At 73.3% G+C, this 12,319-nt stretch carries 12 protein-coding genes; 11 read left to right on the top strand and 1 reads right to left on the bottom strand.

From position 1 onward, the window contains the following. The first annotated feature begins 70 nt into the window (after window positions 1-70). The 3 genes from JN535_RS08890 to JN535_RS08880 all read left to right on the top strand — a co-directional run bounded on the left by JN535_RS08890 (window position 71) and on the right by JN535_RS08880 (window position 5,113). Window positions 71-1,306: a multidrug effflux MFS transporter gene (locus JN535_RS08890; RefSeq protein ID WP_240200852.1), complete on the top strand. Its 1,236-nt coding sequence runs from the start codon at window positions 71-73 to the stop codon at window positions 1,304-1,306. Between the two features lie 84 nt (window positions 1,307-1,390). After that, a complete protein-coding gene (locus JN535_RS08885) occupies window positions 1,391-3,640 on the top strand; it encodes an esterase-like activity of phytase family protein (RefSeq protein ID WP_205205128.1) in 2,250 nt (749 codons plus the stop codon). Between the two features lie 90 nt (window positions 3,641-3,730). Next, entirely contained in the window at window positions 3,731-5,113 is a 1,383-nt protein-coding gene (locus tag JN535_RS08880; RefSeq protein WP_307868449.1) for an LCP family protein, read from the top strand. 39 nt (window positions 5,114-5,152) lie between these two features. Here JN535_RS08880 and JN535_RS08875 read toward each other — a convergent pair whose 3' ends face one another. Then, window positions 5,153-6,379, bottom strand: a complete 1,227-nt coding sequence (locus tag JN535_RS08875; RefSeq protein ID WP_205205126.1) for a pyridoxal phosphate-dependent aminotransferase — start codon at window positions 6,377-6,379, stop codon at window positions 5,153-5,155. Window positions 6,380-6,569: 190 nt separating this feature from the next. Here JN535_RS08875 and JN535_RS08870 point away from each other — a divergent pair, with 190 nt between their 5' ends. The 8 genes from JN535_RS08870 to JN535_RS08835 all read left to right on the top strand — a co-directional run bounded on the left by JN535_RS08870 (window position 6,570) and on the right by JN535_RS08835 (window position 12,161). Further along, window positions 6,570-7,868 (top strand): CpaF family protein, encoded by a 1,299-nt coding sequence (locus tag JN535_RS08870; protein ID WP_374100490.1) that lies wholly within the window; start codon window positions 6,570-6,572, stop codon window positions 7,866-7,868. A gap of 1 nt (window position 7,869) precedes the next feature. Beyond that, on the top strand, window positions 7,870-8,730 hold the full coding sequence (locus tag JN535_RS08865) for a type II secretion system F family protein (protein WP_205205124.1): 861 nt from the start codon (window positions 7,870-7,872) through the stop codon (window positions 8,728-8,730). Continuing rightward, on the top strand, window positions 8,727-9,668 hold the full coding sequence (locus JN535_RS08860; RefSeq protein ID WP_205205122.1) for a type II secretion system F family protein: 942 nt from the start codon (window positions 8,727-8,729) through the stop codon (window positions 9,666-9,668). Before JN535_RS08865 ends, JN535_RS08860 begins: the two co-directional genes overlap by 4 nt. A gap of 91 nt (window positions 9,669-9,759) precedes the next feature. After that, a complete protein-coding gene (locus JN535_RS08855; RefSeq protein WP_205205451.1) occupies window positions 9,760-9,981 on the top strand; it encodes a hypothetical protein in 222 nt (73 codons plus the stop codon). Then, on the top strand, window positions 9,971-10,390 hold the full coding sequence (locus JN535_RS08850; RefSeq protein ID WP_205205120.1) for a TadE/TadG family type IV pilus assembly protein: 420 nt from the start codon (window positions 9,971-9,973) through the stop codon (window positions 10,388-10,390). The genes JN535_RS08855 and JN535_RS08850 overlap by 11 nt, the downstream gene beginning before the upstream one ends. Further along, the gene (locus JN535_RS08845; RefSeq protein ID WP_307868447.1) at window positions 10,387-10,866 is read left to right on the top strand and encodes a TadE/TadG family type IV pilus assembly protein; all 480 of its coding nucleotides are present in this window, start codon (window positions 10,387-10,389) and stop codon (window positions 10,864-10,866) included. Before JN535_RS08850 ends, JN535_RS08845 begins: the two co-directional genes overlap by 4 nt. Continuing rightward, complete coding sequence (locus tag JN535_RS08840; RefSeq protein WP_205205118.1) at window positions 10,863-11,357, top strand: hypothetical protein; 495 nt, start codon at window positions 10,863-10,865, stop codon at window positions 11,355-11,357. Before JN535_RS08845 ends, JN535_RS08840 begins: the two co-directional genes overlap by 4 nt. A 189-nt stretch (window positions 11,358-11,546) precedes the next feature. Next, the gene (locus JN535_RS08835; protein ID WP_205205116.1) at window positions 11,547-12,161 is read left to right on the top strand and encodes a hypothetical protein; all 615 of its coding nucleotides are present in this window, start codon (window positions 11,547-11,549) and stop codon (window positions 12,159-12,161) included. Window positions 12,162-12,319 lie beyond the last annotated feature (158 nt).

Here is a 12,319-nt window from a genome sequence, read left to right as displayed (position 1 = left end):
GGGGCGAGGGAGAGCAGGCTCACGCGGGAAGCGCCTCGTCCCGCGCGATCGAATCGATACGATGGACGCCATGCCCTCCTCCTCGGTCGACCCCGCCGTGCCCCGACCGAGATCGTCCGCCCGCTGGGTGCTGCTCCTCGGCGCGCTCGCCACGCTCCCCGCGCTCACGGTCGACATGTACCTCCCGCTGCTGCCCGAGGTCGGCACGGACCTCGGGGCGCCGGACTCCCTCGCGCAGCTCACGCTCTCCGCGATGCTCGTCGGCGGGGCCGTCGGGCAGCTCGTCATCGGGCCCCTCTCCGACCGGTACGGCCGCCGCCTGCCCGTGCTCGTGGGGCTCGCGCTGCACGTCGTGACCTCGATCCTGTGCGCGATGGCCCCCAACATCGGGATCCTCATCGGGCTGCGCGTGCTCCAGGGCTTCTTCAACGCGTCCGCGTCGGTCGTCGCGATCGCCGCCATCCGCGACCGCTTCACCGGCTCCGACGCCGCGCGCATCCTCTCGCGGCTCATGCTCGTCATCGGGCTCGCGCCCCTCCTGGCGCCGTCGCTCGGGTCGTTCATCGGCACGCACGCGTCGTGGCACGCGGTGTTCTGGGTGCTCGCGGCCGCCGGGCTCGCGCTCGCCGCCGTCGTGCTGCTCTGGATGCCGGAGTCGCTCCCGGTCGAGCGGCGGCGCCCCGCCGGAGCGCGCACCGTCCTGCGCGGCTACGCGAGCCTCCTGCGCGACCGCCACTTCGTCGCGCTCGCCGTCCTGCCCGGGCTCGGCCAGGCCGTGCTCATGAGCTACGTCGTCGGCTCGCCGTTCGTGCTCCAGGAGGGGTACGGGCTCAGCCACAGCCAGTTCGCGCTGCTGTTCGCGGTCAACGGCGTCGGCCTCGTGCTCTCCGCGCAGGCGAACGCCGCCCTCGTGCGCCGCGTGGCGCCCATGCGTCTGCTGCGCGTCGCGCTCGTCGTGCAGGGGGTGTTCACGGCGGGGCTGCTCGTGGTCGCACTGACCGGCGCGGGCGGGATCGTCGGCATCGTCGCCGCCCTGTTCCTCGTCCTGTCGATGCAGGGCATGATCCCCGCGAACGCCTCGGCGCTCGCGCTCACCCGCCACGGCGAGATCGCCGGGACCGCCGCCGCCGTCATCGGGGCGTTCCAGTCCGGCGTCGCCGGGCTCGTGAGCCCGCTCGTCGGCGTGCTCGGGGGCGACGCCGTCGCGATGGCCGGCGTCATGCTCGGCGCGGTCGTCGCATCGCTCCTCGTCCTCGCGCTCGCCACGCCCGCGTTCCGCCGCGGTGGGTGGCACACGCCCGTCTGAGCGCGCCGGGCGTTCACGCGACGGACACCCCACCGTCCGCTCGTGTGCATGCGTGCGTCCCGGTCCGGGACTTTGCTGGAAGACATGAGACTCACAGGAGCACACCGGGCCACCGCCGCCCTGGTCGCCGCGGCGCTGACGCTGCCGGCCGCGTCCGCCGCCGTCGCGTCGTCCGCGCACGGACCCGCCCACCGTCCCTCGGCCGACCGTGGAGGCGTCGTCGTCCCCACGCTCGTCGCACGCGCGACGCTCTCCGCCGACCACCTGGAGGAGGGTCCGCCGTCGGGCGCCCTCGTCACGCCGGCCAACGGGCGCCAGGGGCCGTTCGACGGCCAGGTGATCCCCGGCTTCTCGGCCATGGTCGACAACGGCGACGGAACGTTCTGGGCCCAGCCGGACAACGGGTTCGGCGCCAAGGGCAACTCGGCCGACTTCCTCCTGCGCCTCTACCGCGTCACGCCCCACTGGCAGACGGCGCGCGGGGGAGCGGGCGAGATCGAGGTCGGCGAGCACCTCTCGCTGCGCGACCCCGACCACCACGTCGACTTCCCGATCGTCCACGAGGACACCGAGGAGCGGCTCCTCACCGGGGCCGACTTCGACATCGAGTCCGTCGTGCGCGCGAAGGACGGCACCTTCTGGATCGGAGAGGAGTTCGGGCCCTTCCTCCTGCACGTCGACGCGACGGGCGCGCTCCTCGCCCCGCCCGTGCCGTTCCCCGACGGCAAGTCGCCCGCCAACCCGTACCTTGCGCCCGGCGAGACGCCGCTCGTCGGGTCGAGCCGCGGGTTCGAGGCGCTCGCGGGCTCGCGTGACGGCCGCTTCCTGTACCCCGTGCTCGAGGGCGCGCTCGTCGGCGACGACCCGCGCGACCGGGTCGTGCGCCAGTTCGACACCCGCTCAGGTCGCTACACCGACCGCACGTGGACCTACCGCGTGGACACCGACGCGAACGTCGTCGGTGACGCGTTCATGGTGGGCGAGGACGAGATCCTGCTCGTCGAGCGCGACGACTTCGACGGCGCGCAGTCCGTGACCAAGCGCGTGTACCGGGTCGACCTGGGCGAGAGCGACCGGTCGGGGCACCTCGAGAAGGAGCTCGTGCTCGACGCGCTGAAGATCGCGAACCCGCACGGCATCGGCGCCGGTGACGGCTACGGCACCGGAGACCCGTTCTCGCTGCCCGTGCAGTCGTTCGAGACCGTCGTCCAGCTCCGCGACGGCCGTCTGCTCCTCGCGAACGACAACAACTACCCGGGCAACGACGCGCGGGTGCCCGGCACCCCGGACGACACCGAGATCGTCCTCGTCGACCTGCGGCGCGAGCGCGTCGCGACCGACGACGTGACCGTCGTCGGGCACCGCGGCGCGAGCGGCTACCGCCCCGAGCACACGCTCGCCGCGTACGAGCAGGCGATCCTCCAGTGCGCCGACTTCATCGAGCCCGACGTCGTCGCCACGAAGGACGGCGTGCTCGTCGCCCGGCACGAGAACGAGATCGGGGGCACGACGGACGTCGCGCAGCGCCCCGAGTTCGCCGACCGCCGCACGACGAAGACGATCGACGGCACCGCGGTCACCGGGTGGTTCACGGAGGACTTCACGCTCGCCGAGCTGCGCACCCTGCGCGCGAAGGAGCGGATCCCGGCCGTCCGCCCGCAGAACACGGCGTTCGACGGCCTCTACCCGGTCCCGACGCTCGCCGAGGTCCTCGACCTCGCCCGGCACTCCGAGACGTGCGACGGGGAGCAGGTGGGGGTGTACCCCGAGACCAAGCACCCGACCTACTTCGACTCGGTCGGGCTGTCGCTCGAGGAACCGCTCGTCGCCGCGCTGCGCGACGCCGGGCTCGACTCGCGCAAGGCGCCCGTCATCGTCCAGTCGTTCGAGACGGGCAACCTGCGCGAGCTCGACCGCATGACGAAGGTCGACCTCGCGCAGCTCGTCAGCAGCTCCGGCGCCCCCTACGACCTCGTCGCCGCAGGAGACCCGCGCACCTACGCCGACCTGGTCACGCGTTCGGGCCTGCGCGACATCGCGCGCTACGCGGACGGCGTCGGGCTCGAGAAGAACGTCATGATCCCGCGCCGCGCCGACGGGACGCTCGGCACGCCGACGCCCGTCATCCGCGACGCGCACCGCGCCGGGCTCGAGGTCCACGGATGGACCTTCCGGGCGGAGAACCAGTTCCTGCCCGCGGAGTACCGCTCCGGCGCCGACCCGGCCGCGCACGGCGACCTCGCCGGCGAGGTCCGCGTGTTCCTCGACGCGGGCATGGACGGGTTCTTCACCGACCAGCCCGACCTCGGGGTCGCGGCCGTGCGCGACCGCTGACACCCCGCAGGCCCGTCCTTCGCCGCCCCTTCACACGTCCTCCTGCTGGTTCGGCGCACGCATCCACGCGCGACCCCTTACCCTCAGACCGTGCCAACGACCGCCCCCGCCTCGTCGTCCCCGCGCTCGCGTCCCCGCGCGCACCAGACGACGCGCTCCCGGAAGAGCGGCGAGGGCAAGCCTTCCGGCGGCCCGCACCACGCGCGTGCGCTCCGTTCGCACCGCGTCGCGCGGGCCGTCGGGCTCGTCCTCACCGGGGCCCTGGTGTTCGTGGCGGTGGGGGCCGGGGCCGTGTACCTCGACCTCAAGTCGAAGATCACCGTGAGCGACGTGTCGGACCTCGTCGTCGGCGGGCCGACGGTCGAGCCGCCCAAGGACCCGTCCGACCCCTTCGCGGGAAAGTCGCTCAACATCCTCGTCATGGGGACGGACTACCGCGACGCCGAGAACGCCGCGATCGCCGGCGAGGAGGAGGGCATGCGGTCGGACACCACGTTCATCGTGCACGTGTCCGGCGACCGTACCCGCATGGAGGTCGTGTCCATCCCGCGCGACTCGCTCGTCGATCTCCCTGCGTGCAACCTCCCCGACGGATCGATGTCGTCCCCGCGGCGCAACACGATGTTCAACGAGGCGTTCCAGATCGGGTCGGGCGGCGTCGACGACATGACGTACGCCGCGGCGTGCACCATCACCGCCGTGCAGGACCTCACGGGAGTGCCGATCACCAACCACGTCGTCGTCAAGATGACCGGGGTCATCGGCGTGGTCGACGCGATCAACGGCGTGACCATGTGCTTCCCGGAACCGGTCAAGGAGAGTCCGCGGTACGGCACCCTCGACCTGCCGGCCGGCGAGTACACGCTCAACGGCCACGAGGCGATCAGCTTCCTGCGCGCGCGGCACGGCACGGGCATGGGCCTCGAGATGGGGTCCGACCTCACGCGCATCGCACGCCAGCAGGCGTTCATCGACTCGGCCGTGCGCGAGCTCCTGTCGCAGAACATCATCACCAACTCGCCCCAGCTCTACGGGGTGATCGAGGCCGTGCTCAGCTCCATCAGCGCCGACCCGTCCATCGCGGACCCGACGGCGCTCGCAGGCCTCGCGTTCAGCCTCCGCGCCATCAAGCCGTCCGAGGTGGTCTTCACCCAGGTGCCGGTCGTCGACGCCGCGAGCGACGCCAACCGCGTCGAGTGGACGCCGGAGGCCGACGCGATCTGGCAGAGGCTCATCGACGACGCGCCCCCGCCCGGCCACGAGCCCGTCACCGATCCGCGCGACGACGCGACGGCACCCGCGGACGGTACGACCGACCCGGCGACCGGGGAGGACCCGGGGACGACCGACCCCGGGACGACCGACCCCGGGACGACCGAGCCGGGCACGACGGGTCCCGGGACCACAGACCCGGGCACGACGACGCCCGAGACCCCGGTCGAGGAGGAGCTGCAGCCCGGCGTCTGCCCCTGAGCGGGCCTGCGGGCCGTCGGGCGGCGGGTCAGGAGGCGTTCACGACCGCGGCGTCGTGGCCAGGCTGGCCAGGCGACCCACCGCCTCGTGCAGCACGTCCTCGCGCTTGACGAACGTGAACCGCACGCGCGAGGCCAGGGCACCGGCCGTCGTCGACCCCGGGGTGCAGAACGCGCTCACGGGGACGGCGACGACGCCCGCGAGGGCGGGCAGCTCGCGGCACAGCGCGGCGCCGTCCTCGAAGCCGAGCGGGGCGCCGTCGGCGATGACGAAGTACGTGCCCTGCGGCACGACGACGTCGAACCCGGCCCGGACGAGTCCCTCGCACAGCAGGTCGCGGCGCGACGCGAGCGAGTCGGCGAGCGCGCGCGGGGTCTCGTCGTCGGACAGCGCGTCGGCGATCGCGGGCTGGAACGGCGCGCCCGACGTGTAGGTGAGGAACTGCTTGACCGTGCGCACCGCGGTGACGAGCGGTTCCGGCCCGTGCAGCCAGCCGATCTTCCAGCCGGTGAAGGAGAACGTCTTGCCGGCCGAGGAGATCGTGATCGTGCGCTGCCGCATGCCGGGCAGGGTCGCGATCGGCACGTGCCGGGCGTCGTCGAACGTCAGGTGCTCGTAGACCTCGTCCGTGACGACGACCGCGTCGTGGCGGCGCGCGACGGCCGCGATCGCGTCGAGCTCGTCGAGGTCGAGCACCGTGCCCGTCGGGTTGTGGGGCGAGTTCACGAGGATCAGCCGCGTGCGGTCGGTGACGGCGGCGCGCAGGGCGTCGAGGTCGAGCCGGAACCGGTCCGGGCCGGGAACGAGCGGGACGGTGACGTGGTTCGCCCCCGCGAGCGCGATGCACGCGGCGTGGGAGTCGTAGAACGGCTCGAGCGTCACGACGTCGTCCCCCGGACCGGCCAGCGCGAGGATGGTCGCGGCGAGGGCCTCGGTCGCGCCGGTCGTCACGAGGACCTCGGTCTCCGGGTCGGGGTCCAGCCCGTAGTGCCGGTACTGGTGGCTCGCGACGGCGTTGCGCAGCTCGAGGATGCCCGGACCCGGCGGGTACTGGTTGTGGCCCTCCTCGATCGCGCGGACCGCGGCGTGCTTGACCGTCGCCGGGCCGTCGACGTCCGGGAAGCCCTGCCCCAGGTTGATCGCCCCGGTGCGGTGCGCGAGGGCGGTCATCTCGGCGAAGACCGTCGCCGCCACCGCGCCGTCCGCTCCGAGGAGGCCGGTGGCGCGGGCGGCGGCCTGCCAGCGGCCGGGCGGGAGGTCCGTCATGGGCCGACCCTAACCGTGCGGGCGCCCACGATGTGGGACGCCGTCAGCCCGCTCGCCGCGGGCGCGCCCCGTGACGAGGAGGATCCCGCCCGCGGTGTCCACAAGGCACTCCCGCGAGACGTGCGGATGCCCTACTCTCTCGGTCAGGTCTTTCGGTCCGGCGGGGCAGCCGGCCAGCAGAGCAGGGGGAATGCTCGACATGTCCAGGGACGCGCACGCCGTCGGCGTGCTCGAGGGCGAGGTGCGCGAGCTCGTCCGGCGGCGCGGGGTGGACCCCGTGCGCGACCGGGCGACGGTCGACGAGCTCGTGCGCGAGGCGGTCGCCGACTACGAGACCCGGAGCGCGCTCGGGGCCGTCGCGCCGCTCGCCGACCCGACGGCCGCCGCCCGGGCCGTGGTCGACTCCGTGGCCGGGCTCGGACCGCTCCAGCCCTACCTCGACGACCCGGAGATCGAGGAGATCTGGATCAACGCGCCCTCGCAGGTGTTCGTCGCGCGGGGCGGCCGGTCCGAGCTCACGACGACGATCCTCACCGCCGAGCAGGTGCGCGACCTCGTCGAGCAGATGCTGCGCGCGTCCGGCCGCAGGCTGGACCTGTCGAGCCCGTTCGTCGACGCCTCGCTCCCCGGCGGCGAGCGGCTCCACGTGGTGATCCCCGACATCACGCGCAGCGCGTGGGCGGTCAACATCCGCAAGCACGTGGTCCGCGCGTCGCACCTCGACGACCTCGTCCGCCTCGGGTCGCTCACCTCGCAGGCGGCCGGGTTCCTCGACGCCTCGGTCCGTGCCGGGCTGAACATCCTCGTCGCGGGCGCCACCCAGGCGGGCAAGACGACGATGCTCAACGCCCTCGCGGGCTCGGTCCCGGCCACGCAGCGCGTCATCACGTGCGAGGAGGTGTTCGAGCTCCGGTTCGCCGTGCGGGACGTCGTGTCCATGCAGTGCCGCCAGCCGAGCCTGGAGGGAACCGGCGAGATCCCGCTGCGGCGCCTCGTCAAGGAGGCGCTGCGGATGCGCCCGGACCGGATCGTCATCGGTGAGGTCCGCGAGGCGGAGAGCTTCGACCTCCTCGTCGCCCTGAACGCCGGAGTTCCCGGCATGTGCACGATCCACGCGAACTCGGCCCGCGAGGCGATCACCAAGATGTGCACGTTGCCGCTGCTGGCGGGCGAGAACGTCTCGGACCGGTTCGTGGTGCCCACCGTCGCGTCCGCGATCGACCTCGTCGTCCACCTCGGCGTCGACGTCGACGGGCGGAGGGTCGTGCGCGAGATCCTCGGGGTCACGGGGCGGGTCGAGCAGGGTGTGGTGGAGGCGGCCGAGATCTTCGTCCGGACCGGGGGACGGCTGACGCGGGCCGACGGGTTCCCGCCCGGCACCGACCGGTTCGCCCGCGCGGGCATCGACCTGGCGGCGGTGCTGCGCCCCGAGCGTCCCGGTACCGACGCCACGTCGTCGGCCGGTGCGGCTTGGTCGGGGGTGGGCTGAGGTGGGCGTCGTCGTGGGGTTCCTGCTCGGCGCGGGCCTGTTCTGCGTCTGGTGGTCGTTCTGGGCACCGGGTCCGCGACGCGAACGCCGTGCCGACGGCTGGTCGGCACGCACCCAGGACCTCCTCGTCCAGGCGGGCGCGCCGTCCGTGACGCCGGGCGCACTGGTGGCGCTCAGCGTGGGGGTCGGGGTCGTGGTGCTGCTCGTCGCGACGGTTCTCGCGGGATCGGTGACGATCGCGACGTGCTTCGGAGCGATCGCCGCGTCGGCGCCGGTGCTTCTCGTGCGCTCGCGTGCCCGACGGCGCCGGGCGCGACTGCGCGACGTGTGGCCGGAGGTCCTCGACCACCTCGCGTCCGGGGTTCGCGCCGGGCTGTCGCTCCCCGAGGCTGTCGGTCAGCTCGGTGAGCGGGGCCCGGTGGAGCTGCGCGAGCCGTTCGCCCGGTTCGCGCTGGACTACCGCGCGTCCGGGCGCTTCGGCGACTGCCTGGACCGGCTCAAGGAGCGGCTCGCCGACCCGGTGGCCGACCGGATCGTCGAGGCGCTGCGGCTGACGCGCGACGTGGGCGGGACGGACCTCGGCCGGCTCCTGCGCACCCTCTCGACCTTCCTCCGCGAGGACGCGCGGACGCGGGGCGAGCTCGAGGCGCGGCAGTCCTGGACGGTCAACGGCGCCCGCCTCGCCGTCGCCGGCCCATGGGTGGTGCTCGGCTTCCTCGCGACCCGGCCGGAGACGGCGGCGGCGTACAACTCGGTGACGGGGGCGCTCGTCCTCGCAGGCGGCGCGGCGTGCTCCGCGGCGGCGTACCACCTCATGCTGCGGATCGGGCGGCTGCCCGAGGAAGAGCGGGTGCTGCGATGAACGGTCTCGACGTGTCGCTCACGGGTGCGGCGATCGGCGCGTTCGGCGGCGTGGGAGTGCTCCTCGTCGTGGCGGGCGCGCGGCGCCGCGCGATCCGGCTCGACGAGCGCCTCGCGCCGTACCTGCGGACTCACGACAGGACGTCGGTGCTGCTCCGTGACCAGCCGGCCCGGACACCCTTCCCGACGGTCGAACGCCTGATCGGTCCCGTGCTCGCCGACGCGAGCAAGGCGCTCGAGCGGTTCGGCTCCACGTCCTCCGACGTCCGCCGTCGGCTCGCGCGCGCGGGCCGGCACCAGAGCGTCGAGCAGTTCCGTGCGCGCCAGCTCGTCTGGGGCGTGGTCGGGCTCGCGCTGGGTACGCTCGCCGCGGTGGTCCTCGCCGCGACGCGCGGCTCGTCCGTCGTGCTGCTCGTGCTCCTCGCGCTGCTCTGCGGGGTGGGCGGCGTGCTCGCGTGCGACCACGCCCTCACGCGGACCGTCAGGCGCAGGGAGGAACGCATGCTCGCCGAGTTCCCGACGATCGCCGAGCTGCTCGCCCTCGCCGTGAACGCCGGCGAGGGGCCGGTCGCGGCGCTCGAGCGGGTCTCGACGACCGCTCGCGGGGAGCTCTCGGCCGAGCTGCGCGCCACCCTGGCGTCCGTGCGTTCCGGCACACCGCTCTCGCGCGCGCTCGAGCAGCTCGCAGGCAGGACCGGGCTGCCGAGCCTCACGCGCTTCGCCGAGGGAGTGGCGGTCGCCGTGGAGCGCGGGACCCCCCTCGCCGACGTGCTGCGCGCCCAGGCGCAGGACGTGCGCGAGTCGGGGCGTCGCGCGCTCATGGAGGCGGGCGGCAAGAAGGAGGTGGCCATGATGATCCCGGTCGTCTTCCTCATCCTGCCTGTGACCGTGGTCTTCGCGGTGTATCCGTCCCTGGCCACGCTGCGACTCGGATTCTGACCGCGCGGCTCTCGTGGAACCGCACGACCCGACAGCTCACGTACGACACGACCGACGACGACGAAGGAGAACCATGCAGGGGTGGGGACGGATGACGCAGCGGGGTCGCCGAGCGGTACAGCGCACGGCGCGGCAGGCGGCGCACAGCGCGCTCGCGCGGCTGGCGGGAGCAGCCCCGGAACGGGGAGACGTCCCGGGCTGGGTGCTCATCACCTTGATGACGGCCGGGCTCGTCATCGCGCTGTGGGCTGTCGCCGGGCCGGCGCTCACCGAGGCCTTCAGCAACGCGATCTCGAGCGTCGGTGCGCCCTGAGGCGGCACGCGGCGCGGAAGCGGGCGCAGCGCCGGAGGACCGTGAGCGCGGGTCCGCGGTCGTCGACTTCACGCTCGTGTCCGTCCTGGTGCTCGTGCTGTTCCTCGGTGTCCTCCAGGTCGCGCTCGCGGTCCACGTGCGCGCGACGCTGGTGGACTGCGCCGCCGAGGGCGCTCGTGTCGCAGGCCGCGCGGACCGCGGTCCGCAGGACGGCGCGGCGCGAACCCGCGAGCTGATCACCGCGGCACTCTCGCCACGCTACGCCGGGGACGTCGAGGCGCGGCAGACCGTGGTGGACGGGCTTCCTGTCGTCGAGGTCACGGTCGCGGCACCGCTCCCCGTCGTCGGTCTGCTCGGGCCCGCCGGCGTGCTCACGGTCGACGGGCACGCCCTCGAGGAGGCACCGTGACTCGCGGACTGCGCGCGCTGCGCGCTCGTCTGGTCTCCGGCCCGGCGGGCGCCGAGCGGGGGAGCGCGGTCGTGGAGTTCCTGGGTGTCGCGCTCGTCCTGCTGCTGCCGCTCATGTATCTCGTCCTCACCGCAGGGCGCCTGCAGGCGGCGACGTTCGCGGTCGAGGGCGCGTCACGCGAGGCGGCGCGCGCGTTCGTGACCGCCCCGACCGCGGACGACGGCGCGCGGCTCGCGAACGCCGCGGTCTCCCTCGCTCTCGAGGACCAGGATTTCCGAGCCGGCGCCGGCGGGCTGGCGATCGCGTGCACCGGTGACCCGTGCCTCGAGCCGGGCGGCGAGGTGGTCGCGAGGGTCCACCTGGACGTCCCCCTCCCGCTCGTCCCGTCGTTCGTGCGGAGCGTCGTCCCCCTCGCCGTCCCTGTCGAGGCGCAGCACGTCGCGTCCGTGGACGAGTACGCCGCGAGGCGGCCATGAGGCGCGCGGTTAGCGTCCGACGGCGCCTCGTCGCGACGGTGGACGACCCGGAGGACGGGCGGATCGTGCTGCTCACGTCGGCCTTCGTGGCGTTCGCGCTCCTGCTGGTCACCGTCGTGGTGAGCGCGACGCAGGTGCACCTCGAGCGCAAGCGGCTCTACGAGCTCGCGGACGCGCTCGCCCTCACCGCGGCGGACTCGATGGCGCCCGAGTCGTTCTACACGGGTGCCGCCACCGCACCGGTCGAGAGCGGCGTCCTCACGCTCACGGATGCGTCGATCCGGTCGGACGTCCAGGACTACCTCGCGCGGAATCCGGGGGCGCTCGAGGGCCTGCACGATGTCGTCGTGACCGAGACGTCGACCGCGGACGGGCGCACCGCGACGGTCGGTCTGGCCGCACGAGCACGACCCGCGATGATCAGCTGGGTGACCCAGGCGTGGAGTGATGGCATCATCGTGCGTGCAGAGTCACGTGCCAGAGCGTGGTGAGCACCTGTTGCTGTTCGACGACGAGCATCCAGGAAGGGACGGTTCGCAACGACGCGTGAGCATGCTCCCGCGCCTTTGTTTACTTTCTTAACTTTGGGTGGCCACTTCTGGTTGGGACCTGTCAAAACCCCAGGTTCGCCGCTATGGTGATCCGGTCCGACAACAACTCCAACGATGGAGAGCTACAACATGAACGCACGAGCAACGAAGAAGCTCGTCGCCGGGGGTGCCCTCGGCGCGATGCTCATCGGCACGGTCGCCCTCGCGTCCGCTGCCACGGCCGAGCCGGTGGGCGACCCCACCGACGTGGACGTCTCCGTCGAGATCGAGGGTGACGTCGACCCGGGCAACCTCGCCTTCAGCGTCGCCGCGAGCTCGACGACCCTGACGGAGGCGGAGTCGACCGTCGAGGGGACCCGCGAGTTCAACGGTGCGCTTCCCGAGGTCACGGTCACCGACACGCGTACCGAGGTGCCCGAGGGCGCGTTCTGGTACGTCCTGGGCAGCGCCTCGGACTTCACCGGTGACGCCGGCACGATCGGCGCGGAGAACCTCGGCTGGGCTCCGACGCTCGTCGACGGCGGCGACACCGGCCTGGTCTCCGAGGGCGAGCCGGTCGAGCCGGTGCTCGAGGAGGGCCCGGGCCTCGTGGACCAGGAGCTCCTGGTCTCGACGTTCGACTCGGCCGAGGTGAACCCGGAGGGCTCCTGGACCGCGGGCGCCAACCTCACGCTCCGGACGGCCGAGGACGTCGCGCCGGGCGCGTACAACTCGACGATCACGCTGTCCCTGTTCGAGGACTGAGCCGTCCCGACGTCCCGGTGACCGGCTGCGGCCGAGCACCGACCGAGTAGTCACACGACGGGTCGCTCCGTCCGGCACGACCACGGTCGCGCCGGTGGAGCGACCCGTCGTCGTACGGAGAGAAGCAGCGTGATTCCCGCACCAACGCACACTGTCCA

This window comes from Cellulosimicrobium cellulans, from assembly GCF_016921195.1.
In the GTDB taxonomy this organism is placed as follows: Bacteria; Actinomycetota; Actinomycetes; order Actinomycetales; family Cellulomonadaceae; genus Cellulosimicrobium; species Cellulosimicrobium cellulans_F.
Note: the sequence above shows the minus strand (reverse complement) of the source record. Positions and strands in the feature narration are given on the sequence as shown.

Bases quoted from the DNA above. Each gene is read 5' to 3' on its own strand.
- JN535_RS08890 (WP_240200852.1), top strand. From the start codon at position 71: ATGCCCTCCTCCTCGGTCGACCCCGCCGTGCCCCGACCGAGATCGTCC.
- JN535_RS08885 (WP_205205128.1), top strand. From the start codon at position 1,391: ATGAGACTCACAGGAGCACACCGGGCCACCGCCGCCCTGGTCGCCGCG.
- JN535_RS08875 (WP_205205126.1), bottom strand. From the start codon at position 6,379: ATGACGGACCTCCCGCCCGGCCGCTGGCAGGCCGCCGCCCGCGCCACC.
- JN535_RS08870 (WP_374100490.1), top strand. From the start codon at position 6,570: ATGCTCGACATGTCCAGGGACGCGCACGCCGTCGGCGTGCTCGAGGGC.
- JN535_RS08860 (WP_205205122.1), top strand. From the start codon at position 8,727: ATGAACGGTCTCGACGTGTCGCTCACGGGTGCGGCGATCGGCGCGTTC.
- JN535_RS08855 (WP_205205451.1), top strand. From the start codon at position 9,760: ATGACGCAGCGGGGTCGCCGAGCGGTACAGCGCACGGCGCGGCAGGCG.
- JN535_RS08840 (WP_205205118.1), top strand. From the start codon at position 10,863: ATGAGGCGCGCGGTTAGCGTCCGACGGCGCCTCGTCGCGACGGTGGAC.
- JN535_RS08835 (WP_205205116.1), top strand. From the start codon at position 11,547: ATGAACGCACGAGCAACGAAGAAGCTCGTCGCCGGGGGTGCCCTCGGC.